Origin of the sequence: Parashewanella curva (assembly GCF_003675895.1) — a bacterium.
GTDB lineage: Bacteria > Pseudomonadota > Gammaproteobacteria > Enterobacterales > Shewanellaceae > Parashewanella > Parashewanella curva.
On sequence record NZ_ML014763.1, the window covers coordinates 1 to 23,785 of the forward strand.

24 protein-coding genes are annotated in these 23,785 nt (G+C 39.0%); 23 read left to right on the forward strand and 1 reads right to left on the reverse strand.

The window, feature by feature from the left end; genetic code table 11:
- Window positions 1-126 precede the first annotated feature (126 nt).
- Complete coding sequence (locus D5018_RS06080) at window positions 127-597, reverse strand: hypothetical protein (protein ID WP_121838120.1); 471 nt, start codon at window positions 595-597, stop codon at window positions 127-129.
- 246 nt (window positions 598-843) lie between these two features.
- Here D5018_RS06080 and msrP point away from each other — a divergent pair, with 246 nt between their 5' ends.
- The 23 genes from msrP (at window position 844) to D5018_RS06195 (ending at window position 23,743) form a co-directional block, all read left to right on the forward strand.
- Complete coding sequence (gene msrP, locus D5018_RS06085; RefSeq protein WP_121838121.1) at window positions 844-1,878, forward strand: protein-methionine-sulfoxide reductase catalytic subunit MsrP; 1,035 nt, start codon at window positions 844-846, stop codon at window positions 1,876-1,878.
- On the forward strand, window positions 1,878-2,477 hold the full coding sequence (gene msrQ / locus D5018_RS06090) for a protein-methionine-sulfoxide reductase heme-binding subunit MsrQ (protein ID WP_121838122.1): 600 nt from the start codon (window positions 1,878-1,880) through the stop codon (window positions 2,475-2,477). The genes msrP and msrQ overlap by 1 nt, the downstream gene beginning before the upstream one ends.
- Before the next feature lie 269 nt (window positions 2,478-2,746).
- Window positions 2,747-3,850, forward strand: coding sequence for a PQQ-dependent sugar dehydrogenase (locus D5018_RS06095; protein ID WP_121838123.1), 1,104 nt, complete (start codon window positions 2,747-2,749; stop codon window positions 3,848-3,850).
- The gene (gene parC, locus D5018_RS06100) at window positions 3,843-6,119 is read left to right on the forward strand and encodes a DNA topoisomerase IV subunit A (protein WP_121838124.1); all 2,277 of its coding nucleotides are present in this window, start codon (window positions 3,843-3,845) and stop codon (window positions 6,117-6,119) included. The genes D5018_RS06095 and parC overlap by 8 nt, the downstream gene beginning before the upstream one ends.
- A gap of 167 nt (window positions 6,120-6,286) precedes the next feature.
- On the forward strand, window positions 6,287-6,877 hold the full coding sequence (locus D5018_RS06105; protein ID WP_121838125.1) for a hypothetical protein: 591 nt from the start codon (window positions 6,287-6,289) through the stop codon (window positions 6,875-6,877).
- 272 nt (window positions 6,878-7,149) lie between these two features.
- Window positions 7,150-7,869 (forward strand): beta-ketoacyl synthase chain length factor, encoded by a 720-nt coding sequence (locus tag D5018_RS06110; protein WP_121838126.1) that lies wholly within the window; start codon window positions 7,150-7,152, stop codon window positions 7,867-7,869.
- Window position 7,870: 1 nt separating this feature from the next.
- On the forward strand, window positions 7,871-8,686 hold the full coding sequence (locus D5018_RS06115; protein WP_121838127.1) for a lysophospholipid acyltransferase family protein: 816 nt from the start codon (window positions 7,871-7,873) through the stop codon (window positions 8,684-8,686).
- A gap of 2 nt (window positions 8,687-8,688) precedes the next feature.
- Window positions 8,689-8,940, forward strand: a complete 252-nt coding sequence (locus D5018_RS06120; protein WP_121838128.1) for a phosphopantetheine-binding protein — start codon at window positions 8,689-8,691, stop codon at window positions 8,938-8,940.
- 11 nt (window positions 8,941-8,951) lie between these two features.
- On the forward strand, window positions 8,952-9,200 hold the full coding sequence (locus D5018_RS06125) for an acyl carrier protein (protein WP_121838129.1): 249 nt from the start codon (window positions 8,952-8,954) through the stop codon (window positions 9,198-9,200).
- A gap of 23 nt (window positions 9,201-9,223) precedes the next feature.
- Window positions 9,224-9,745, forward strand: a complete 522-nt coding sequence (locus D5018_RS06130; RefSeq protein ID WP_243637392.1) for a COG4648 family protein — start codon at window positions 9,224-9,226, stop codon at window positions 9,743-9,745.
- A complete protein-coding gene (locus D5018_RS06135) occupies window positions 9,742-11,106 on the forward strand; it encodes an AMP-binding protein (RefSeq protein WP_121838131.1) in 1,365 nt (454 codons plus the stop codon). The genes D5018_RS06130 and D5018_RS06135 overlap by 4 nt, the downstream gene beginning before the upstream one ends.
- A complete protein-coding gene (locus D5018_RS06140) occupies window positions 11,099-11,452 on the forward strand; it encodes an ApeI family dehydratase (protein ID WP_121838132.1) in 354 nt (117 codons plus the stop codon). Before D5018_RS06135 ends, D5018_RS06140 begins: the two co-directional genes overlap by 8 nt.
- Before the next feature lie 6 nt (window positions 11,453-11,458).
- Window positions 11,459-13,168, forward strand: coding sequence for a glycosyltransferase family 2 protein (locus D5018_RS06145; protein ID WP_121838133.1), 1,710 nt, complete (start codon window positions 11,459-11,461; stop codon window positions 13,166-13,168).
- Complete coding sequence (locus D5018_RS06150; RefSeq protein WP_121838134.1) at window positions 13,165-14,727, forward strand: HAL/PAL/TAL family ammonia-lyase; 1,563 nt, start codon at window positions 13,165-13,167, stop codon at window positions 14,725-14,727. Before D5018_RS06145 ends, D5018_RS06150 begins: the two co-directional genes overlap by 4 nt.
- Entirely contained in the window at window positions 14,724-15,146 is a 423-nt protein-coding gene (locus D5018_RS06155) for an acyl-CoA thioesterase (protein WP_121838135.1), read from the forward strand. The genes D5018_RS06150 and D5018_RS06155 overlap by 4 nt, the downstream gene beginning before the upstream one ends.
- Entirely contained in the window at window positions 15,146-15,862 is a 717-nt protein-coding gene (locus D5018_RS06160) for an outer membrane lipoprotein carrier protein LolA (protein WP_121838136.1), read from the forward strand. Before D5018_RS06155 ends, D5018_RS06160 begins: the two co-directional genes overlap by 1 nt.
- 13 nt (window positions 15,863-15,875) lie before the next feature.
- Entirely contained in the window at window positions 15,876-18,281 is a 2,406-nt protein-coding gene (locus D5018_RS06165) for an MMPL family transporter (protein WP_121838137.1), read from the forward strand.
- A complete protein-coding gene (locus D5018_RS06170; RefSeq protein ID WP_121838138.1) occupies window positions 18,247-19,521 on the forward strand; it encodes an NAD(P)/FAD-dependent oxidoreductase in 1,275 nt (424 codons plus the stop codon). Before D5018_RS06165 ends, D5018_RS06170 begins: the two co-directional genes overlap by 35 nt.
- A complete protein-coding gene (locus tag D5018_RS06175) occupies window positions 19,518-20,087 on the forward strand; it encodes a DUF3261 domain-containing protein (RefSeq protein ID WP_121838139.1) in 570 nt (189 codons plus the stop codon). The genes D5018_RS06170 and D5018_RS06175 overlap by 4 nt, the downstream gene beginning before the upstream one ends.
- 3 nt (window positions 20,088-20,090) lie before the next feature.
- Entirely contained in the window at window positions 20,091-21,302 is a 1,212-nt protein-coding gene (locus tag D5018_RS06180; protein WP_121838140.1) for a beta-ketoacyl-[acyl-carrier-protein] synthase family protein, read from the forward strand.
- Window positions 21,302-21,775 carry a hotdog family protein gene (locus tag D5018_RS06185; RefSeq protein WP_121838141.1) on the forward strand — a complete coding sequence of 158 codons (474 nt, stop codon included), beginning with the start codon at window positions 21,302-21,304 and terminating at the stop codon, window positions 21,773-21,775. The genes D5018_RS06180 and D5018_RS06185 overlap by 1 nt, the downstream gene beginning before the upstream one ends.
- 2 nt (window positions 21,776-21,777) lie before the next feature.
- The gene (locus D5018_RS06190) at window positions 21,778-22,503 is read left to right on the forward strand and encodes a 3-ketoacyl-ACP reductase FabG2 (protein ID WP_121838142.1); all 726 of its coding nucleotides are present in this window, start codon (window positions 21,778-21,780) and stop codon (window positions 22,501-22,503) included.
- 1 nt (window position 22,504) lies between these two features.
- The gene (locus tag D5018_RS06195) at window positions 22,505-23,743 is read left to right on the forward strand and encodes a beta-ketoacyl-ACP synthase (protein ID WP_121838143.1); all 1,239 of its coding nucleotides are present in this window, start codon (window positions 22,505-22,507) and stop codon (window positions 23,741-23,743) included.
- Window positions 23,744-23,785: the final 42 nt, after the last annotated feature.

Sequence of the window (23,785 nt, forward strand, 5' to 3'; positions counted from 1 at the left end):
AGGAAAAGGTGATAAGTACAAAGCGCTACATAAAGATCACCAGTTAACGTTGTTCTGAGATAAATACCCCGCTTCGCGAAGCGAAGTCGAGCCGAAGGTGAGACAGCTTGCTGCGGGGTAGTTTATTTATCTATTATTTAAGAACTTGACGGTTGCTTGTGCTTCTTGGAGTTTACGAACTGTTTCGTTAATTTGATGGTTTATTGCTGATAGTCTTCCATCTGTTCGACCATTTCTTTTTGTAAGCTTCGACCTTTGATTAGTGAGCTCACCTAGCTTTTTTTGAAGTTCTTGAGCGTGTCTATTTTGTTGAACCGCAAAGTTAGCCGCTTTCAGAGGTCTTATATTGTTATGTCTTACTACATCTCTCGCGCTTAATCTATTTACTCTTACTCTTTGAAGGTTTGTTGTAAACATTGCTGAAGGATGAGGATGTGGGCTGTCTTCAGAACTCAGTGCCTCTTTTTGCATTTGAACTCCATCTTGAACTGGTCGGCTTTTGATTGCTTCAGGTGAGTGACGGAAAGGATATGCATCTAATTCTGTTGAATTATAATCGGGGCTTGAACGTAGTGTCCCTTGTATAGTCGCACTCATGTTTTTACCTCTCGGAATAGTTGTTAAGTATCAATAATAAGCCTTATCGATCTTTTTCTTTATTCGAAGTGGATATAATTTATACAGCACTTGTATAGGCTACCAGAAATACCGAGCATAGAATCGAAAACATCAGTGGTTAACAAGAGGCTATTCTCGATGGATTGATAATTTGTGCTACTTTTTAGAAAGATTAATGTGGCTAGCAGTGTCTAATATATATCGAACTTTAGAAGGTATGATGAGATGAAAGCTAAAGGTTTTACTAAAGGGATCGCACAAAAAGCGGCTTGGGATATGTCGGAGTCAGAGGTAACGCCTGAATCAGTATTCAAGCAACGCCGAAATATTATTAAAGCCTTAGGTTTAGGGGCTGCATCGGCAAGCTTATCCACCAATGTGCAAGCTGGGCTGTTTGATGTATTTGGTAACGACAAGCCCAAAAAAGCGTTTGAGGTATCTCCACTAACATTTACCAAGAATCAAAGTTATCAAACATCAGAAATTTTAACGCCAGAAAACAAGGTGATTTCTCATAATAATTTTTATGAATTTGGTACTCGAAAGACAGATCCTCAAGACAATGCCCAAGGATTTAAAGTCAATCCATGGCAGTTAAAGATAGAAGGTGAAGTCGAAAAGCCACTCACACTGGATTACGAAGATCTATATAAGCTGATTGCTTTAGAGGAAAGAACTTATCGCTTACGTTGCGTAGAAGCATGGTCGATGGTTATCCCGTGGGTAGGCTTTTCTTTGGCTGAATTGATTAAAAAAGCCAATCCAACCAGTAAAGCGAAATATGTGGCGTTTGAAACGTTATATGATCCTGAGCAAATGCCGGGGCAGAGAAATCGCTACGTTGGTGGTGGTGTAAGTTATCCTTATGTAGAAGGTCTTACTTTACCCGAAGCAATGAATGAACTCAGTTTTTTAGCAGTGGGTCTATACGGTAAGACATTACCACCACAAAATGGGGCGCCTATTCGTTTAGTTGTACCATGGAAATACGGTTTTAAGAGCATCAAATCGATTGTAAAAATTCGTTTAGTTGAGAAAATGCCGCCGACCAGCTGGAATATTCTTGCACCGCATGAATATGGATTTTATGCCAATGTGAACCCTCAAGTGGATCACCCAAGATGGTCTCAAGCTTCTGAACGAAGAATTGGTGCTGGTGGTTTATTTTCAGCAAAACGGATCCCAACTCAAATGTACAATGGTTACGGTGATCAAGTTGCAAGCTTGTATAAAGGCTTAGATTTAAGGAAAAACTTTTAATGAGAGTGACTCCTAAACAGCTTTTTTGGATTAAAGGGCTGTTTCATCTTGTGGCGTTAACACCAATTGTTTTTTTGGTGCTCAATGTGTTTAGTGGGGGCGCAGGAGGAGATCCGGTTCAATACATCATTCATTACACAGGCATTGGGGCTTTAAACACGCTTTTAATAACGCTATTGATCAGTCCTATCGCTAAAAAAATGAAATGGCCATGGTTGATGAGAACTCGCCGCTTGGTGGGATTATATGTTTTTGCCTACGCTACCTTACATATTGCGGCGTATTTTAGTTTGGATCTGTTATTTGAATGGCGATTATTGGGCGAAGAAATCGTTAAACGTCCGTATATTTTAGTTGGTGCTGTCGCCTATTTGATCTTAGTCGCATTAACGGTGACTTCATTGAAAAAGTTGATGTCTAAGATGGGACGTAAATGGCAGACATTACATAACCTTATTTACTTAGCTGTTATCTTAGTAGCGATTCACTTCTTTTGGTCGGTAAAGTCAGAAATTATTCAACCTAGTATATATATAGGCTTAGTCATAGTGTTGCTTTCATTCCGCTGGCGAAAGCTTATCGGATTCTTTAAAGACTAAAGCCTTTTTCATAAAAAATTAGAAAAAATGAGCGGAAACTTCAGGTACCCGCTCATTTTTTATGGGATTTGATTGTGACGAAATTTTTAGAAGTTATACTGATAAAATTTACCAATTTCAGCCTTGTTAAACATTAGATTTTCATGTCGTTGATGTTGTCTGGTAAGATGGTAAAAGAATAAAAATAAGAGTGATAAATGGCATCTTATGGTTGAAAGGACGTAACAAAATTGAGTAGTAAGCAAAAGATTTTGATAAGACTTGGAGTCATGTTCTCGTTACTAACGGGCTGTATAGGCTTAGTGCAAGCGTCGAATTCAATGCACATTACCGTTACTAAAGGGTTTGGTGTTTCGATATACGCATCTGATCTTGGTGACGCCAAGCAGATTGCCGTAGGCGATCAAGGAACCATTTTCGTAGGTTCAGGTAAGTCCGGTAAAGTCACGGCTTTAGTTAATGCCAATCAAGATGGTCGTGTAGAGCGACGCTATACTATTGCTAAAAATTTAAAGTACCCAGAAGCGATTGCCTACCAGCAGGGCAGTCTATATGTGATTTCAGATAGTAGAATTTTACAATATCGTGATATTGAAAGACGCTTACGCCGCCCACTTCGTCCAAAAGTGGTTTACGATAACTTACCCGAAATGGACAAGCGTTATACACGCGTAATGCACTTTGGCCCAGATGGACGCCTATATGTATCCTTAGGATCTCCATGTAATGTTTGTGACAGTGATGCCCCATTTGGCAGTATCATTGCGATTAATCTCAGAACGGGTAATACCGAGCAAATTGCAAGCGGCATTCGCAGCGCAAAAGGGTTTGATTGGTCACCGGATGACGAACATTTGTGGTTTGTAGACAGTGGACGTGATTGGATGGGAGATAATCTTCCAGCCGATGAAATTAATCGTCTTGACCACAAAGGGCAGCATTTTGGTTTTCCGTATGTTCATGGAAAAGATGTGAAAGAGCCTGCCTATAAGCAGCCAGTTAATTTATCGGTAAAAGCACCTGAATACGAACTTCCAGCTCACGTTGAACCTGTGGGAATGCTATTTTACCGTGCTAAGCAATTGCCTAAAAAATATCATAATCAACTGTTTATTGCTGAAAATGGCTCTCGCCATCGTTCAAGTAAAGTTGGTTACCAAGTGGTATGGCTTAACATTGAAAATAATAAAGTCGTGAGCCGTAATACACTCATGAGTTTTCTTGATGGCGGGTTCCCTGTCGCAAGACCTTATTCTCTTGCCATCGGTAAAGATGGCGCAATGTATATTTCTGACGATCTGAAAGGCAACATCTATCGCCTGTTTTATAAGGATCCAATGCCTGCACAACAACAGGAAGTGAAACATGACTGATGCTGTAGAACTGAGCTTAGATGGCGTAGAGCAAATGCCACTTCGACGCTTTACTGAAGAGGCTTATCTTAATTATTCCATGTACGTGATCATGGATCGTGCATTACCTCATATTGGCGATGGTTTAAAGCCAGTACAGCGACGTATTGTGTATGCCATGAGTGAGCTGGGGTTATCGGCTGCTGCCAAATATAAAAAATCAGCCCGTACAGTGGGTGATGTGTTGGGTAAATATCATCCTCACGGTGATAGTGCCTGTTATGAAGCTATGGTGTTGATGGCACAGCCATTTTCGTACCGCTATCCGCTGGTAGACGGTCAAGGAAACTGGGGTGCCCCAGATGATCCTAAATCATTCGCAGCTATGCGTTATACCGAAGCCAAGTTATCTAAATTTTCAGAAGTCCTGTTAAGTGAATTAGGGCAAGGTACAGTCGATTGGGGCGTGAACTTTGACGGTACGATGAAAGAGCCGCAAGTTCTTCCTGCTCGTTTACCTCACATTTTGCTCAATGGCATTACAGGTATTGCGGTGGGGATGGCAACAGATATTCCACCACACAATGTACGCGAAATCGTTGCTGCCAGCGTTGAGTTATTGGAGCAACCAAAAACTGAGCTATCAAGACTCTTAGAATTAGTACCGGGGCCAGATTATCCAACCGAAGCGGAAATCATTACGCCAAAGGCCGATATTCATAAGATTTACGATACTGGTCGTGGCTCAATCAAGATGCGAGCGGTGTATAGCGTTGAGCAAGGGGAAATCGTCATCACTGCACTGCCACATCAAGTGGGCTGCGCAAAAGTGTTAGAGCAAATAGCTGCACAAATGCAGGCGAAAAAGCTGCCGATGGTGTCGGACATTCGTGACGAATCGGATCACGAAAATCCAGTGCGTATGGTGATTGTGCCTCGTTCCAATCGCGTTGATTGTGAGCAATTAATGGCGCACCTATTTGCAACCACTGATTTAGAAAAGAACTATCGTATCAATCTCAATATTCTTGGTTTAGATGGACGCCCTCAGGTTAAAGGTTTGAAGACAATCCTGACTGAGTGGCTTAGTTTCCGAATCGAAACTGTGCGCCGACGTCTGCAGTTCCGTTTAGACAAAGTCTTAGCTCGCTTGCACGTTTTAGATGCGTTAATGATTGCATTCCTAAACATTGATGAAGTGATTGAAATCATCCGTTTCCACGATGAGCCAAAAGCCGAATTGATGTCGCGTTTCAATTTAAGTGACAAACAAGCTGAAGCCATTCTAGAGCTTAAGTTACGTCATCTTGCCAAACTTGAAGAAATAAAAATCAAGACTGAGCAAGAAGAATTAGCGGCTGAGCGAGACAGCCTGCAACTTACATTAAGCTCAGAGCGCCGCATGAAAACCTTGGTGAAAAAAGAACTCATCAAAGATGGCGAAACTTATGGTGATGAACGCCGTACACCAATCATTGAACGGCAAGAATCGAAAGCACTATCTGAGCAAGATTTGGTGCCAAGTGAAGCTGTAACCGTAGTGATGTCGGATAAAGGCTGGATACGCTGTGCTAAAGGGCATGATATTGATCCAACTGCCTTAAATTACAAAGCAGGGGATAAGTACCTCAGCAGCGCTACTGGTCGAAGTAATCAACAGAGTGTGTTTATTGACTCTTCTGGTCGAGCTTTTGCTACAGACACTCACACGATGCCATCTGCCAGAAGCCAAGGTGAGCCCATCACCACACGCTTTAATGTCGCACAAGGTGAGTTAATGCAGCATGTAGTTATGGGGGATGACAGCCAGTGTTACCTTATGGCGAGTGATGCAGGTTACGGCTTTATCTGTCAATTTAAAGATATGGTGTCGCGTAATAAAGCGGGTAAAGCTCTACTAAGCCTACCTGCAAATGCACAAGCTCTACCGCCAAGAAAAATTGACAATACCGATGGTGCATCATTATTAGCCATTACCAATGAAGGCCGAATGTTAATGTTTAGCCTTGATGCGTTACCTCAGTTAAGCAAAGGTAAGGGGAATAAGATCATTGGTATTCCATCCCAGCGTGCCAAAGATAGAGAAGAGCTTCTGACTCACCTTGAAGTTATCCCTGCTGAATCTGCTGTTACTTTATGGGCTGGTAAGCGTAAACTTACCTTGAAAGCCTCTGACTTGGAACATTATCGTGGAGAGCGCGGCCGCCGTGGGGCTAAATTACCAAGAGGGTTGCAACGAGTCGATAAAGTTGAAGTTGGGGGCGAGGTGAGTGTAGTGGATGGCTTTTAATTCTGAAGTGGTGGAAGCAGTTAGATAAAGCTGACGGCATCGAATTTTAAGCTGATTGACTAAATCCCAATTAACTCTTTGTATTGGATAGTTCAGTTTTATTGTTTAATGTCGGTAACTTATTTAAAATGCAGAAAATTATTTGCTCTAGAATAAGGAAATTAATTATGCCTGCTAGCTTCAAGAATAAAATTAAAATTATTTCTGCGCTAATGCTGTTCGGTTTAATAGGATGTAAGTCAACTCCAACAACACCGATCGCCCCTAGTTTCGCTGAAGGAAAAACTGTATATTCAATTAGTAATTTGCATGCGGACCCTAAAGGAAATCGTTTATTTGCTTTAAATTACCAATTACCAAATTTAATACCAGTATGCAGTAAATTTGTTATCAAAAGTACTGCTACAAAAGTCATTGAAGTAGAACATGCTGGCACAAATTATAAGTACTTTTGGGATAGCCATACTCGAAAAGCAGGCGAGACACTTCAAGAGAATTTCAAGGCTTACTTTGCTCCTTCTTGTGCAGCAATAAAAACACATATTTCTGAGTTATCATCAATAGACAAGAAAGGTATACAGCGAGGAACACCTATTGTTGGTATGTCTAAAGAAGGTGTCTTGATTGCTTTGGGGAGACCCCCTATTCATGCGAATCCAAATTTAGATGCTACAAGTTGGACGTATTGGTCTAATCGCTGGTCACGCTTTATTATAGAGTTTAATAGTAAAGGTGAAATTTCAGAAATTATTAAATAAAAGCGTTAGTATTGGTGCTTCTTGCAATTGCCAAGAGGCACCAATTGACAAATGTAAGTTTTTCAAAAGTTTTATATGTGTTACACATGTTACTCTTCAAGTATATTTTTTTATTGTGATTGTGAACCTTTTTTTACTTTAAGACATAAGGTAGAATGCGCCGCATAGATGGAGCGTCGGGCACTATTCGATACGGATTTCTTTTCATGCATATTCTATTTTCGCACTTCTTTAATCAAAGATTGCCCGTCACAAAGTAAGATGGGGTCATAATGAAGATTGAGTTTGATGTATTGTCATGGGGAGTGTGGTCACCTAATGCAGGTACACAGGAATCATGGCAAACCACTACAGTTTTACCCTGTTTTAAAAATGGGTCAGTCTCACCTGTTTTAGGTAATGTAGGTAAAATGCAAACGAGGCGTTTTAGTGTATTAACTAAGATGATGTTATCAGCAGCTTTCGACTGTGTTGACGATATCAAATATCCTGCTGTTTTTGCTTCACGTCATGGGGAACTCGCTCGAACGACGGAGTTACTTAAAAGTATCAGCTTAAAAGAAAGTTTATCTCCTACAGCATTCAGTCAGTCAGTACACAATACTGCGAGTGGCTTATTTAGTATTTTGCAAAAAAATACAGAAGCCCTTACCTCAATTGCCGCTGGTGAACAAACTTTTACAATGGCAGCTATTGAGAGTTATGCGCAATCTTCTGCTCTAAATAACCCTGTTTTATTAGTTTTTGGACAAGATGAAATCCCTGAAGCTTATCAAGATTTTTTTGCTAGTGATTCAGAAGTGATATCGCTAGCTTTATTGATCAACTTAAGGTCAAGTAATAAAGGTTGTAAATTAATAATCGAGCCTTCAACTAATGGTAGAAATTCAGATACTATCAAATATGTTGATGTAATGAATGCTATTACCAAGGAAGACTCTTTGAATGGTGTCCTAGAAGGCTGGGCTTGGACTATATATCAAGAGCAATGACATGGTGTTGCAAAGAGTTTATACAAATCAGGTGAATCCAGCTCCAAAATTGACTGGATTATCTTACATCCCGAGATGGGTGGGCGGAATACTTTGTTATGTTTTTTTTGGGTTAGGAGGGTTACTGCTTTCATTAACGGCGTTACCATTATTACGGTTATGGCCTGGAAAGCAGGACGTAAAAATAGCTAGAGTCCAGAAGACTGTTCAATTTACGTTTAAGTTTTTTGTCAGCATGATGCAATGGGCTGGAGTAATTAATGTTGATGCTAAAGCAGCCCTGTTACTTTCTAATACCAAAGGAAAAGTAATTGTTGCAAATCATCCAACATTAGTAGACGTCGTCATTTTAATTAGTTTGATCCCTAATGCTGGCTGTATTGTGAAGCGAGAATTATGGCGAAACCCATTTCTGCGTGGCGTTGTGTCTATGGCTGGGTATATTCCGAATAATGGCGCTGATGCATTGATGTATGACAGTAAGAAAGTCCTTGAGCGTGGAAACAACTTAGTAATATTTCCAGAGGGGACTCGAACTAAATTGGGAGAGTCACTTAATCCATTTGCGCGTGGTGCTGCCAATATAGCGATTAGAACAGAAAGTGATGTATTGGCGATTTTATTAAATTTTGATGTCAGAGGATTAACAAAGCAAAACCCATGGTATGAGATTCCGCGTCAGACTATCAATATGACAGTAGATATTGGAAAAATGTTTTCATACCAAAAATATGATTCTGAGCATAAGCAAGATGCGAAACAGGTCAGAAATCTTACCCGAGATATGGAAAATTATTACAAGAAAAAGTTGAAATAGTTATGAATATAGAAAAACAAATAAAACAATTGATTATTGAAAGTTTAGATTTAGAAGATATTAGTATTGAAGATATTGAAACTCAAGCACCGCTATTTAATGATGGTTTGGGATTAGATTCAATTGATGCGCTTGAGCTAGGATTAGCTATTAAGAAAAAATTTGAAGTGAAGATTGAAGCAAACTCAGAAGAAACTAAGCAGCATTTTTACAGTGTTGCCACACTTGTTAATTTTATTGAGTCACAAAAATAATAAGGAAAATCATGCAAAATCGTGAACAAATGCTGCAAAAATTAACTGAAATATTAGTTGATGAATTTGAGATTGAAGCAAATGATATTCACCTAGAGGCAAATTTATACCAAGATCTCGATCTCGATAGTATAGATGCAGTCGATTTAGTTATTAAGCTACAGCAACTTACTGGAAAAAAAATTAAACCTGAAGAGTTTAAAAATGTAAGGACTATCAGTGACGTACTTGATTCATTGGAAGGACTTGTTACTGCATAATGCCTTTGTTCCTTAAAATATTATTGACCGTTTTATTGGTTGCTTATCCTTTTATTGTGTATTTAGGATTGCAATTCACTGACTTAAGGTGGGTTCTTGTCGCCCTCGCGGTCATATTATTGATTAGGCTAAGTGCACTTAAAGAGGCTGACAAAGCTCTGAGGTTACCGGTTTGGGCTGGATTATTACTAGTCACATTGAGTTTTGTCACTGAGCAGCAGGGCTTTATTTTATTTTATCCTGTAATGGTTAACCTTATTTTCTTATTTATTTTTGGCTATTCTCTTAAATCAGGGCTACCAATGATTGAACGGTTTGCTCGTATTAGAGAACCTGAATTACCAGAAGAGGCCAAACCTTATTTATATAAGATTACTCAAATTTGGTGTGGATTTTTTATAGTGAATGCCTCTATTTCAATGTATACCGCTATGATGACAAATTTAAAGATTTGGAGCTTATATAATGGCCTGATTTCTTATTTATTGAGCGGTTCATTGTTCGTCGGTGAGTGGCTTTATCGTAAGTTGTGCTTAAAAAGATGAAGACTGCAGATTTCTACTCTTGGTTGTGTCATGGAGCTAATCCTGACTCTGTATGTTTTTTTGATGATAAATGCGCAATGCAGGGAAAGCAATTCAACCAACTTATAAGCCATTACACCAAGATATTATCGGAACATAAAGCAAAGTCATGGTTAGTGCATGCGCAAAACAGTGATTGGTTTGCCATCGGCTTAGTTTCAGCTATTTTAGCAGGTAAGACAGTGATTTTACCTGCTAATACACAGCCAGAGACGTTAAACAAAATGCGTACTCTTGTCGAGGCTGAGTTATCTCCAACTCCGAGTTTTTCTGAATCTGATGCTTTGCATTTACAAAAAGTAGAACGATTTGCTCATGAAATGTGGCCAGCTTCTTCTGATTTAGGTCGATTGATCTTATATACATCTGGTAGCAGTGGTGAACCTAAAGCAATTGAAAAGAGTATCTGTCAATTAGCTGCAGAGATAGAAAATTTGGAACGCTGTTTTAGTGCAGATTTTGCTTCTGAGGATACAAGGATTTATTCTACAGTTTCTCATCAGCATATATATGGCTTGCTGTTTAAAGTGTTATGGCCATTAGTCACTGGACGTGCAATCTTTATACCTCTGATTAGTTATCCCGAAGTTCTATTTGATGCATTTCACTCTAGAAAAAATAAAGTATTGATCAGCAGCCCTGCTTTTCTCGAGAGATTAACTAGTGAAAAAACAAATGGCTTTAACAAATTACTTGTATTTAGTTCTGGTGGCCCACTTTCATTTAAAGGTGCTTCACTCAGCCAGGAAGTGCTCGGTGTTCATCCTATCGAAGTGTTTGGTAGTACTGAAACAGGTGGCATTGCGTATCGTCAGCAAGTATCAAACAATACAACTTGGCAGCCATTTCCGAAAGTTAATGTAACATGTGACGCTAAGAGTAAACGTTTAAGAATTCAATCTCCATATTTGCATAACACTGATTGGTATGAGTGCGATGATAAAATATCCATCGAAGACACGGGTAAATTCAGGCTTTTAGGGCGTATAGACAGGATTGTAAAGATCGAAGAAAAGCGTGTTTCCATTACTGCAATGGAAAAATACTTGTTACAGCATTCTGATATTGAACAAGCGGTAATAACTGTTTTAGAGCATACAAGGCGCCAACTTGCTGCTGTTATCGTTTTTAAACCTTCAGGAGAAAAGCAGCTTCAAAAAATGGGGAAATTTCAACAAAGCCGTTTATTAAAGCAGTATTTATCCAAAGAATTTGAGTTAGTGACTCTCCCTAGAAAATGGCGTTTTGTTTCACAGATCCCGCTATCGTCTCAAGGTAAACGAGATCAAAGCGCACTTAGAGAATTATTTGAACATGATTAAGTCGCAATTACCCAAAATTTTAGAGCAACATATTTCTGATACAGAAGGCTTTTGGCGTCTTTTTGTTGATGCTTCATTACCTTTCTTTAATGGTCATTTTCCTCAGCAAGCGGTATTACCGGGGGTAACTCAACTTGATTGGGTGATAAAAATAGGGTGTGGAACATTTGGATATCCAACAAATGTTGCTCAATTAGAAGTACTAAAGTTTCAGCAACTTATTTTGCCTAATACAGAAGTTGAGTTGCGAATTACACACAAACTAGAACAAAAAAAATTGTTGTTTTCAGTCACCCAAGGTGAAAAACAATTTGCTTCTGGTCGTATTTCAATTAAAACCGAGTGATCTTTTATGCGAACAGCAATTGTTATTCCTAATTACAATCATAAAGATGCTATTTCAGAGACTCTAGAGAAATTAACTGACTTTGGCTTGTCTTGCTATTTGATTAATGATGGTAGTGACTTGGAAACAACGGTTTTATTGGAGAGTTTAGAAACAAAGTACTCATGGGTAACACTCATTCATCACTCTAATAATCAAGGGAAAGGTGGCGCTGTTATAACCGGTCTTAAAGCCGCTTTTGAAGATGGATACAGTCATGCAATTCAAATAGATGCAGATGGACAGCATAATTTGAATGATATTCCAAAAATGTTATCAATGGCTGCGCAGTATCCAGATAGCGTAATTTCAGGGCTACCTGAATACGATGAGTCGATCCCCAAAGGTCGATTATATGGGCGATATATTACCCATTTTTGGGTATGGGTAGAAACGCTTAGCTTTGAAATTAAAGATTCTATGTGTGGTTTTAGAGTGTATCCATTATGCGCAACTGTTGGGTTAATTGAAAGTGAATCTTTAGGCAAGCGCATGGATTTTGATATCGAGATTTTAGTTAAATTACATTGGCGTGGAACGAGAGTGAAACATGTGCCAACTGCTGTGATTTATCCAGAAAATGGTGTGAGTCACTTTCAAGGATTGCATGATAATTTACGTATATCCAAATTACATACTAAATTATTTTTTGGAATGCTAGCTCGCATACCTCGATGGTTGTTAAAAAATAACTCTAATGAACAGCATTGGTCAAAAACCAAAGAACGTGGTAGTTATCTAGGAATAAAAATACTGGCAGCTAGTTATCGTTTAGGAGGGCATATATTGTGTCGCAGTATTATGTACCCTGTTATTGGTTATTTTTTTATCACGGGTAGGCAAGCAAGAAAAGCATCATTAAATTTTTATCAACAAGTTTATGAATATCACCACTGTGTGTCTAGTTTCAAACCAAGCATTTGGAAGAGTTTGAAGCACTTTTTAAGTTTTGGCGATGCTGCTCTCGATAGACTAGATGCATGGTGTGACAGAATTAAACTTGATGAAGTCATTTTTCCTGGAAGAATGGAATTTGATAAGCTGATCCGATCAAACAAAGGTGCTGTCTTATTAGCTTCGCATTTAGGGAATATTGAACTGTGCCGAGCTCTGTCAGTTCAAAATAAGAATATAAAAATTAATGTATTAGTTAGAATTTCACATGCCGAAAATTTTAACCGTATTCTTAAACAACTCAATCCTAATAGCGATGTAAATTTATTGCCTGTCGATGATATGAGTTTAGCAACTTCTGTTTTGCTACAAGAAAAAATAGCGCAAGGTGAATTGGTTGTGATTGCTGCAGATAGAACGTCTCAAGAAGGTTCTGAGCGGGTTTTCTACTCTGACTTTTTAGGTAAAACAGCCGCGTTTGCACAAGGGCCATTCATTTTGTCTTCTTTACTAGATTGCCCTGTTTACAGCATATTTTGTATTAAAAATCAGCATAATAAATATCAAGTTTTTTTAGAAAAATTGTCCGACAGTTTAAATGGTCCAAGAAAGCAGCGCATGCAAAGACTTCAGGATGCAGTGGATATTTATAGTAAACGCTTGTCTGTCTATGCTGGACAGTATCCACAGCAATGGTTTAATTTTTTCGATTTTTGGCATAAGCAGCCTCAACAACAAACGGTAAGCGGTAATGATTTTTCCGCTCAAGGAACAAATAAATGACGCAGATGAATTCAATGGAAATCCAATCAGATGTTATTGAAGTTGGTGAACAGTCATTAACCATTGCTCAGGTCGCTGCTGTAGCCAATGGAGCTAAGGTACAGCTTTCCCGTTCTCTAGACTATGTTGAAAAAATTGAAAAGGGCGCGCGCTTCATTGATAGTCTATTAGAGGAAGAAGGCGTTGTCTATGGTGTTACTACCGGTTATGGTGATTCTTGCACCGTTGCGGTTGATATTGAACATGTTCACGAACTCCCTTTGCACTTAACTCGTTTCCATGGTTGTGGTTTGGGGCAATATCTAAATGATCAACAAGCCCGTGCGGTAATGGTTTGTCGCTTGAATTCGTTAGCGATTGGGAAATCTGGTGTTAGTTACGCGCTGCTTGAGCGCATTGCAGTTATGCTGAACAATCAGATCATTCCGTTGATCCCTGAAGAAGGCTCTGTTGGTGCTAGCGGTGATCTTACACCCTTATCTTATCTTGCTGGAGCCATCATTGGCGAACGCGAAGTTCGTTATCAAGGTAATATTCAATTAAGCGTCGATGTTTTTGATAAATTAGGTCTTGATCATATTAGCTTACGCCCAAAAGAAGGCTTAGCATTAATGAACGGCACAGCGGTGATGACAGGACTTGCTTGCTTAGCTTATGAGCGTGCGCAGTATCTTGCAAAGCTAAGCAGTCGTATAACGGCTATGGCGTCGTTAACTTTGCAAGGTAATTCAGATCACTTTGATGAAATTTTATTTGCGGCAAAACCGCATCAGGGGCAAGCTCAAATTGCAGCTTGGATCCGTGAAGACCTTAATCATTATCAGCACCCTAGAAATTCAGATAGATTACAAGATCGCTATTCAATTCGCTGTGCTCCGCATATTATTGGGGTCATGCAGGATGCTTTACCTTTTTTAAGACAGTTTATTGAAACGGAATTAAATAGTGCAAATGACAATCCAATTGTTGATGCAGAAGGTGAACATATCCTTCATGGTGGGCATTTCTATGGTGGACACATTGCTTTTGCTATGGATTCATTGAAAACCTTGGTTGCTAATATTGCCGACTTGCATGACAGGCAGTTAGCATTAGTTATGGATACTAAATTCAATAATGGTTTGCCGCCGAACTTATCAGGTGCTAAAGGAGTTCGAAAGGTTATTAATCATGGTTTTAAAGCGGTACAAATAGGCGCTTCAGCATGGACTGCAGAAGCATTGAAACATACGATGCCTGCGAGTGTATTTTCTCGTTCAACAGAGTGTCATAATCAAGACAAAGTAAGTATGGGAACTATTGCTGCGCGAGATTGCCTACGTGTATTGCAATTAACAGAGCAGGTTGCCGCTGCGGCTTTATTGTCGATGACACAGGGTATTCAATTGAGAATCGACGCCGAAGAGTTATCTTTTGAGACTTTAACCCCTTCACTAAAAAAGACCTTATCGCAGGTTCAATATGTGTTTGAGCCTTTGATTGAGGATAGACCGCTAGAATCAGTTTTACGAAAAGTAGTTGATGATATTCAGCTTGGTGCATGGGAAGTTTGCAAATGAAAGCGATATTAACCTGCATGACGGAAATTAAAATTCCCTTTCATGATGTGGATTCGATGCAAATTACTTGGCATGGCAATTATTTACGCTATTTTGAGATTGCTCGTTGTGATTTACTTGATAAGTTAGATTATAACTATTGTCAGATGTTAGAATCTGGTTATTCATGGCCGATCGTGGATTTACATATAAAGTATGTCAAGCCGAGTCTTTTTGACCAAAAAATCTTGGTTACGGCATCGTTGGTCGAGTGGGAAAATCGTATTCGTATTAATTATGTAATTACAGATGCTAATACGGGGAAAAGATTGACAAAGGGGTACACCATACAAGCTGCGGTTGACAATGATACTCAAGAGTTGTGTTTTGTTACGCCAAAAATTTTCCAAGAAAAAGTATTGCCATTATTGGAGCGATAATGAAAATAAGAAATTCCTTGTCGAAGATATTCATATTCACTTTGGTAGCGCTTCTATCTGGAAGAGCGTTGGCCTGTGAGAATTTGTTTTCGCATCCCATTACCGCATCAGAGTTGAAACAGATGAGTAAGCTGTTGGTTAATTCCAATCCCTTGCAGACTCAATTCGAGCAAACGAGGAAGTTAGCAATTCTTAAACGACCGTTAAAGAGTTCTGGCCGCGTATCGTTTTCACCTAAACGAGGCGTGATTTGGCAGCAACAAAAACCGTTTAAAACGACGTTAATTTTGCAAGCCAACTCGTTGACTCAAGTTAATAGTCAAGGTCAGGTAAGTGTTATCACAGGAGGCGAAAGTAACACTATATCAGAGCTTTTATCTCCTGTGATGAATGGTATGTTTACTGGTAATATCGCGGCTTTACAAGAATCATTTGACCTTTACTTTCAAAACGATGTGGATAAAGAATACTGGCTGTTAGGGCTGATCCCAAAAAATAATTTAGCAAAGAAAGCTTTTTCAAGCATTGTGATCAGAGGGGATAATATTGCAACTAAAAGTGAGTTTTCGATCCAAACTATCGTCTTAACATCTAATGCTATAAAAAATAAAAAGTCCGATGTTACAACTATTCGATTTATCGAACCGCAAACTCATTCATTAGGAAAAAATGATTTGCAGCTGTTTGAATTGAGTTCCAGTAATTCAGTCCTGTGATAATTGATATTTTATGAAACGGACTTTTTGCACGTCAACCGCTCAAATGCGCTTGGTGATTTGGACATTCATTACTCTTGGTGTAATGGCATCTGGTCTATATCAGTTTCAGCAAGGTGCTCATATACAGCGTGATATTTTGGCTATGCTGCCAAAGGCTCAAGAAAATCCACTACAAAAAATTGCAATTAATCGTATTGAAGCCAAATTAGCTGGGCAGCTTTTTATTGGTGTGGTTGCTCAAAAAGAAGTGACAGCTATTGATGCTTCAAAATTATTTTTGAAAAAGTTAACTCACTTTTCTGAACAAGCGCAGCACCCTTTTTTTAATATAGAGAGCGTTCCTGAAGACTTTTCAGTACAATTAGGCCAATTATATTTTTCTCACCGTTTTCACCTCCTTAGTCATGAGCAACAAAAGCTGCTCACTCAACATGACGTTCAATCATTAATAGATCATGCTCAGCAAGCGTTGTATTCGAGTTTTGGAGTAGCGAGCAGCCAACAATTAGAACAAGATCCGCTCCTATTATTTACTGATTTTTTAAATTCACTAGCAAGGCAACAGTCTCTTAATCACAAGCAAGGCATTCTATTTGCAAAAGATGCCAATAAAACCATTGGGATCATACAAGCAAAAGGAAAGGGCAGTGTATTTAATCCAGATGCTCAGCAAAAGCAATTAAAGGTAATCAACCGAGCATTAGAGGCCGTGAAAGCTCAATATCCGAATGTTGATTTTTTGAAGGCAGGGGCGTTATTTCATGCCGCTTATGCAACCGAAAATGCTAAGTTTGAAATCTCGATTATTGGTTTTGGTTCACTAATAATGATCATTATTATGATTTTGTACGTGTTTCGTTCAGTGATGCCAATTTCAATGGCTTTACTGACGATGGCGTCTGCATTTTTATTTGCCGTTGTTTTGACAATCTCAATATTCGGTGAATTGCATCTGATCACTCTTGTTTTTGGTAGCAGCTTAGTTGGAATTTCTATCGATTATACGTTTCATTATTATTGTGAGCGTATGGTTAATCCAAATGTGTCATTGCAAACGACAGTAAAGAAGATAACCCCAACGGTATCCTTAGCCTTACTGACGAGTATTATAGCTTATCTTACTATTGCTTTTACTCCATTTATCGGTATGCAACAAGTCGCTGTATTTTGTGCGGGAGGCTTAATTGGAGCATTTGTAACCCTTGTGTTGGCTTATCCTGCATTAGCTAAGTTCTCTCCAAAACGACGATATGATTTTAGGTTATCTCAGTGGTATTTGAAAAAGCTTGAGCGAATAGTCATTAGACTTTTAATAACAAGAGGCTCTGCAGTTTCAGTATTGATTATTACTGTTTGCATGAGCATATGGGGTGTTTACTTATTAACGCCGAATAATGATATTCGTAATCTACAGCAAGCACCAAATTGGATAACTGAACCTGAACAGCAATTGAGACAAGTGTTATCAGGTGGTACGGATAACCAATTTATATTAGTTTCTGCAAACAATGAACAAGAGTTATTAGCGAGATTGCATCAAATAAATATTCCTTTATTGGAAGCTGTTGAGCAAGGTGAATTATCAAGCTTTATGAATTTGGCAAGCTATGTACCAAGTACCGAACAGCAAAAGCAAAATTATCAGTTATTGTCTCAACTTTATGGAAACTCTTTGCCCAATATATTGCAGCAAATGGGATTGCCTTTAGAGCTTGCTCCAGCACTGCAACAGCAATTTGTTGAGAAAAAAACACAATATCTCACTTTGGATGCTTTATCCAAAATCCCACATAGCTTTTTTAATGAACTATTAATTACTCCAAGTTCTTACCACAATGAATTTGCGACGATTATATTACTTGGTGGGATCAAAGAGCTTGATAAGCTGTCTCAACGGATATCCTCTATTCCCAATGCTCAATTGGTTGATCAGGTCAATGATATTTCAAACATAATGGCGCACTTTAGTAAGTTAACATTGTGGTTGGTTGTTTTATCTTTGGTCATTGCTTCTGCTATTTTTATGCTCCATTTCGGTATGAAAAAAGGCCTCCTTGTTGTTGCAGTACCAATATTAGCAATATTGCTTACTTTAGCTACTTTGGGCTTCATACAATCTGGATTTACACTATTTCATGCATTGGCTTTGTTACTGGTGTTTGGTTTTGGCGTAGATTACTCACTTTTTTTTGCCAAAAATCATCATTCCCCTTCCGTAATGACGGCGGTAACACTATCAGCAATTTCGACTATGTTGGCTTTTGGGTTACTTAGTCTGAGTGACACTCCTGCAATTCACTATTTTGGCTTTACAATAGCAGTCGGAATCGCAATTACTTTTTTACTTGCTCCATTCGTGAGTCTTTTTACAAGGAAGTACAATGATAAAAAAACACAATCAAAACTCGCGTATTGAATATGTCGATGTTGTCATCATTGGAGCTGGCCCGTCAGGTGCCATAGCTGCGAGCTTATTACACAAGCAGCAAAAGAAGGTTGTAGTAATTGAGAAGCAGCAGTTTCCACGTTTTTCGATAGGGGAAAGTTTACTGCCTCATTGTATGAGTTTTATTGAAGAAGCTGGAATGCTTGATGCCGTAAACAAAGCTGGTTTTCAATTCAAAAACGGCGCCGCTTTTCAGTATCAAAAACAACATCGAACTTTTGATTTTACTCAAAAGTTTTCTCAAGGGCATGGTACAACATTTCAAGTTCAGCGTGGCTCATTTGACAAGTTATTGGCCGATACAGCTTCAGAGCAAGGCGTTGAGATACGTTATGGGCATTCAGTGTTGAACGTTAAACTTGAACCTACAACCTCTGTAATTGTTACAGAACCACAAGGTACTGAATATACCATAAGAACTAAATATATACTTGATGCTAGTGGCTTTGGCCGAGTTTTACCCAAATTATTAGATTTGGAGGTACCATCTGATCTTCCGCCTCGTACAGCGATTTTCACTCATGTGTATGACCACATTTCAGACTCTGATTTCGATCGAGACAAAATTTTGATCAGTGTTCATCCTCAGCACCAAGATATATGGTATTGGTTAATTCCTTTCAACGATGGTCGTTGTTCAGTTGGTGTTGTTGCTGAACCGAACTTGATTGAACACATTAAAGGTGACGATGAACAGCGTTTACTGGAATTGATTTCTCAAGAGCCAAGTCTAAAACGTTTATTAAGAAATGCTACGATTGCTCAAGAGTGTAGTCATATCAGAGGCTATTCAGCTAATGTAAAAACATTGGCTACTAAAAAATTTGCTCTTTTAGGTAATGCTGGAGAGTTTCTTGATCCTGTATTCTCTTCAGGAGTGACCATTGCAATGAAGTCAGCTTCCTTGGCCGCTAAAGTATTATTGCGTCAATTGAATGGGGAAGATATAGATTGGAAAAAAGAATATTCACAGCCTTTAATGTTCGGAGTGAATACTTTTAGGATCTATGTTCAGGCTTGGTATGACGTAAGCTTCCAAAAAGTAATTTTTACAAAAAATCCTGATCCTAAAGTGAAGCAAATGGTCTGTTCTATTTTGGCGGGGTATGCTTGGGATAAAACTAATCCATTTGTGGCTGACGCTGAAAAAAGGTTATCAACTTTGGTACAATTGTGTGAACTCCAAGAACAAAAAGAAATGCAATCATGAGATTAGCTTTATCTTTATGGGTGTTTTTAGTTCTACTTTTGTCAGGATGTCAGGTCATTCAGTCAAGGCAATCTTGTGTCAGCATTGACACAGAAACTCATTATTGTTTACAAGGAATGGCTAAAGTACAAGAGAGTAATCACGAGTTAAATGTTGTATTTAAACGTCAACAGCTACAACATGAAATGCTACTTCATGTTGAAATACAAAATGGGAAAATGATTGTGGTCGGGCTTGCTCCAATAGGACAAGCACTATTTACCTTAACCTTTGACGGTGAACATTTAGTCAGTGAGCATAACATATTGCTTGGAAAGCAGTTTAATCCTGAATATATATTAGCCTTACTGCAAATTGCATATTGGCCTGAATTGGATGTTAAAACTGGCATCGAAAAAGGTAAATTGATCGTCAGCAGAAATTTTCGGCAAATATTAAGTAACGATATGGAGCCTGTCATTCAGATAGACTATAGCGGCAGAGCAATGGGGTGGGATTCAAAAGTAACATTATCCATGCCAAAGGCGCAACTAATACTCAATATCTCCCCATTAGAAAGTGAATAAAAAATGGATAAGAATAAAACAGTGATAGAAGCATTGGGGTTTTGCTCACCAATTGGTGACACTCCTGAAACCGTTCTTAAAGCTTTATATCAAGGAGACCAAAGTGGTCTCAAAAAACGTCATGATCTGAGGTTTAATAAAGAAGTTTATGTCGGTGAAGTTGATGCTGAATTAGTTTCATTACCAAAAGAATTCACTCAATATGAGAGTCGGAATAATCGACTGCTTCAGCACTGCAGCAAAAAAATATCTCAATCAATTGAACAGCTGAAAAAGCAATTCGGTAAGCATAGGATTGCTGTCGTGCTTGGTACCAGTACCTCAGGTATTGCAGAGGGAGAGTCGGCATTCCAACACTTCTTTGAACATGATGTTTTTCCTCCTAGTTATGATTACCATCAGCAGGAGCTGGGAAATTGCAGTCGTTTTATCGCTAGTTTTTTTGATGTCACAGGCCCTTGTTATAGTATTTCTACAGCCTGTTCTTCAGGGGCAAAAGTATTCGGATCGGCTCAAAGACTGTTGGACAGCAAAATATGCGATGTGGTGATCGTTGGTGGAGCGGATAGTTTATGTCAGTTAACGGTTAATGGCTTTGACTCTCTTGAATCACTAAGTGATGGATTGTGTAATCCATTTAGCCGTAACCGGGATGGTATCAATATTGGTGAAAGTGCTGCCTTATTCGTACTCGTTAACCGTGACGCTAAAGCAAATGATATAATTGTTGCAGGGGTTGGCGAGTCGAGTGATGCCTATCATATTTCAGCGCCACACCCTGAAGGAAATGGTGCTATTGCTTCTATGACTAAAGCATTAACGGCTGCAAACCTAGCACCAGAGGATATTGATTATATTAATGTTCACGGCACAGCTACACCATTAAACGATTCCATGGAAAGTAGGGCTATTGCAAATGTGTTTCATGAACATTTACCATTTTGCAGTTCGACTAAATCGCTTACAGGTCACACGTTAGGAGCCGCAGGGGCTGTTGAAGCTGCGTTTTGTTTTTTATTATTAAATCGAAAAAAAGCAGGTCCTTTACCTAAACAAGTTTGGGATAGAGAACTAGACCCTTGTATTCCTAAACTTCCTGTAGCAAAGGGAGAAGAGTCAATAGTAGTCAATCATGCCTTGAGTAATTCGTTTGCATTTGGTGGCAGTAATTGCAGTTTGATCCTCAGCAAAGTAAAGGGCAAAGAGAATATATAATGATTGATTTTACAACAGTTGACGTTCAAGAGTTGTTGCCTCATCGTCGTCCGATGGTGTTAATCGATGAGATCATATCTTATGATCAAGATCATCTGATTTCACAAATCCATGTTACTGAAAACAGCCCATATTTTGATGAAAGCATTATGGGAGTTCCAAATTATGTTGGTATTGAGTACATGGCGCAAACCATTGCTGCGTTTGGTGGAGTGGAAGCCAAAAAACAACATTGCCCGATACAAATCGGTTTTTTACTCGGTACAAGAAAACTCACATTTGCTATACCGCATTTTTTATTGGCGAAAAGTTATCAAACAAAGGTGAAGAGACTTTACCAAGAGGATTCAGGGCTTGCCGTTTTCGATTGTAAGATTTTTTATCAAGACCAAGTGGTAGCAAGTGCAAATGTGAATGTGTTTCAGCCAAGTGATGCTGAGACATATTTAAAAACATCAATAGCTGGAGAATAACGATGAAAAAAAGAGTATTGGTGACAGGAGCCAGTCGCGGGATAGGTAAAGAAATTGCAGTGCGCTTAGCCAGCAAGGGTTTTGATATTGCTATTCATTATCACAGTAATCATACCGCAGCAATCAATACACAAGAGCAGGTGAATAGCTTAGGTGTACACTCTAGCATTTTAAAGTTCGACTTAGCGAATAGAGACCAAGCAAGAATAGCTATAGAAGCAGATATTACTGAAAATGGTCACTATTACGGTGTGATCCTAAACGCTGGTATTAATAAAGACAATGCCTTTCCTGCTATGGAAGCACATGAGTGGGATAGTGTTATTCACACAAATCTAGATGGTTTTTACAATGTAGTGCACCCGTGTATTATGCCAATGGTTCAAAATCGTCAAGGTGGGCGCATCATTAGTATGACATCAGTTGCAGGTATTGCTGGGAACCGTGGACAAGTTAATTACAGTGCATCTAAAGCAGGGATCATAGGAGCGACTAAAGCTCTTGCGCTAGAATTGGCCAAACGTAAGATAACAGTAAACTGTGTTGCACCTGGTTTGATTGAAACCGATATGGTCGAAGGTATTGATAAAGAAATTGTAAACCAAATAGTTCCAATGCGCAGAATGGGGAAGGTGAATGAAATTGCAGGTATTGTGAGCTTTCTAATGACCGATGATGCTGCTTATATTACTAGACAGGTAATTTCTGTTAATGGGGGAATGATTTAGCATGACATCAGACAAGCGAGTAGTTATTACAGGGATATCTGGAATAACTTCATTAGGTCATGATTGGGAAAGTATTTCAGCGAGCCTCAGAGATAAACAAAATAAAGTTGTGGTTATGGAAGACTGGAAAAAGTTCGATGGTTTAAATACTCGTCTTGCTGCACCGGTGACAGACTTTGTAGTGCCTTCTCATTATTCAAGAAAGAAAGTTCGCTCAATGGGTCGAGTTTCATTAATGGCTACGAGAGCTAGTGAGCTTGCATTAGAAGATGCAATTTTGCTTAATGACCCTATTATTCAATCGGGCGCTATGGGAGTTGCTTATGGCTCTTCCACTGGGAGTACAGACCCATTAATTCCTTTCGGAAACATGCTTAAAGACGGTGATATGTCAGGTGTAACGGCAACCAGTTATATTCGAATGATGGCACATACTACCGCAGTTAATCTTGGTGTGTTTTTTGGTTTAAAAGGGCGAGTTCACACGACAAGCAGTGCTTGTACTTCAGCAAGTCAAGGTATTGGCTATGCATATGAAGCTATTAAATATGGTCATCAAACTCTTATGATGGCTGGTGGTGCAGAAGAGTTATGTCCAACAGAAGCGGTTGTATTTGATACGCTATTTGCTACTAGTACTAAGAATTCTCAGCCTCAAACCACACCACGTCCTTTTGATTCAGAGCGTGATGGTTTAGTTATTGGTGAGGGCGCATGCACGCTTATTTTAGAAGAGCTTGAGCATGCTAAAGCTCGTGGTGCAAACATTTATGCTGAAATCATTGGTTTTGGTACTAATTCTGACGGACTTCATATTACTCAACCAAACTCAGAAACAATGCAGGCGGCTATTGAGATGGCTTTGGCTGATGCAAAGGTTTCGCCAGATGCTGTTGGTTACGTTAATGCTCATGGCACGGCGACTGATAGAGGTGATATAGCTGAAACAGTAGCAACACAGAATGTCTTCGGCAGTCGAATGCCAATTTCATCGTTAAAAAGTTATACGGGTCATACCTTAGGAGCTTGTGGAGCGATTGAAGCTTGGGCAAGTATTCAGATGATGCGTGAAGGTTGGTTTGCACCAACGTTGAACTTAGCAAATATCGATCCTGATTGCGGATCTTTGGACTATATCAAGGGCGATATTAGAGAGATCAACACAGATGTAGTAATGAGTAATAACTTCGCTTTTGGCGGGATTAATACGTCATTGATTTTCAGGCGCTATGAAGATTGACGACTTTCATGCCTGCTTTTGAAGTGAAAGCTGGCATGAAAT

Bases quoted from the DNA above. Each gene is read 5' to 3' on its own strand.
- D5018_RS06155 (WP_121838135.1), top strand. From the start codon at position 14,724: ATGAAAGCGATATTAACCTGCATGACGGAAATTAAAATTCCCTTTCAT.
- D5018_RS06120 (WP_121838128.1), top strand. From the start codon at position 8,689: ATGAATATAGAAAAACAAATAAAACAATTGATTATTGAAAGTTTAGAT.
- D5018_RS06115 (WP_121838127.1), top strand. From the start codon at position 7,871: ATGGTGTTGCAAAGAGTTTATACAAATCAGGTGAATCCAGCTCCAAAA.
- D5018_RS06145 (WP_121838133.1), top strand. From the start codon at position 11,459: ATGCGAACAGCAATTGTTATTCCTAATTACAATCATAAAGATGCTATT.
- D5018_RS06175 (WP_121838139.1), top strand. From the start codon at position 19,518: ATGAGATTAGCTTTATCTTTATGGGTGTTTTTAGTTCTACTTTTGTCA.
- D5018_RS06160 (WP_121838136.1), top strand. From the start codon at position 15,146: ATGAAAATAAGAAATTCCTTGTCGAAGATATTCATATTCACTTTGGTA.
- D5018_RS06105 (WP_121838125.1), top strand. From the start codon at position 6,287: ATGCCTGCTAGCTTCAAGAATAAAATTAAAATTATTTCTGCGCTAATG.
- D5018_RS06170 (WP_121838138.1), top strand. From the start codon at position 18,247: ATGATAAAAAAACACAATCAAAACTCGCGTATTGAATATGTCGATGTT.
- D5018_RS06110 (WP_121838126.1), top strand. From the start codon at position 7,150: ATGAAGATTGAGTTTGATGTATTGTCATGGGGAGTGTGGTCACCTAAT.
- D5018_RS06135 (WP_121838131.1), top strand. From the start codon at position 9,742: ATGAAGACTGCAGATTTCTACTCTTGGTTGTGTCATGGAGCTAATCCT.
- msrP (WP_121838121.1), top strand. From the start codon at position 844: ATGAAAGCTAAAGGTTTTACTAAAGGGATCGCACAAAAAGCGGCTTGG.
- D5018_RS06180 (WP_121838140.1), top strand. From the start codon at position 20,091: ATGGATAAGAATAAAACAGTGATAGAAGCATTGGGGTTTTGCTCACCA.
- D5018_RS06150 (WP_121838134.1), top strand. From the start codon at position 13,165: ATGACGCAGATGAATTCAATGGAAATCCAATCAGATGTTATTGAAGTT.
- D5018_RS06095 (WP_121838123.1), top strand. From the start codon at position 2,747: ATGTTCTCGTTACTAACGGGCTGTATAGGCTTAGTGCAAGCGTCGAAT.
- D5018_RS06195 (WP_121838143.1), top strand. From the start codon at position 22,505: ATGACATCAGACAAGCGAGTAGTTATTACAGGGATATCTGGAATAACT.
- D5018_RS06185 (WP_121838141.1), top strand. From the start codon at position 21,302: ATGATTGATTTTACAACAGTTGACGTTCAAGAGTTGTTGCCTCATCGT.
- D5018_RS06125 (WP_121838129.1), top strand. From the start codon at position 8,952: ATGCAAAATCGTGAACAAATGCTGCAAAAATTAACTGAAATATTAGTT.
- msrQ (WP_121838122.1), top strand. From the start codon at position 1,878: ATGAGAGTGACTCCTAAACAGCTTTTTTGGATTAAAGGGCTGTTTCAT.
- D5018_RS06140 (WP_121838132.1), top strand. From the start codon at position 11,099: ATGATTAAGTCGCAATTACCCAAAATTTTAGAGCAACATATTTCTGAT.
- D5018_RS06190 (WP_121838142.1), top strand. From the start codon at position 21,778: ATGAAAAAAAGAGTATTGGTGACAGGAGCCAGTCGCGGGATAGGTAAA.
- D5018_RS06080 (WP_121838120.1), bottom strand. From the start codon at position 597: ATGAGTGCGACTATACAAGGGACACTACGTTCAAGCCCCGATTATAAT.
- D5018_RS06165 (WP_121838137.1), top strand. From the start codon at position 15,876: ATGAAACGGACTTTTTGCACGTCAACCGCTCAAATGCGCTTGGTGATT.
- parC (WP_121838124.1), top strand. From the start codon at position 3,843: ATGACTGATGCTGTAGAACTGAGCTTAGATGGCGTAGAGCAAATGCCA.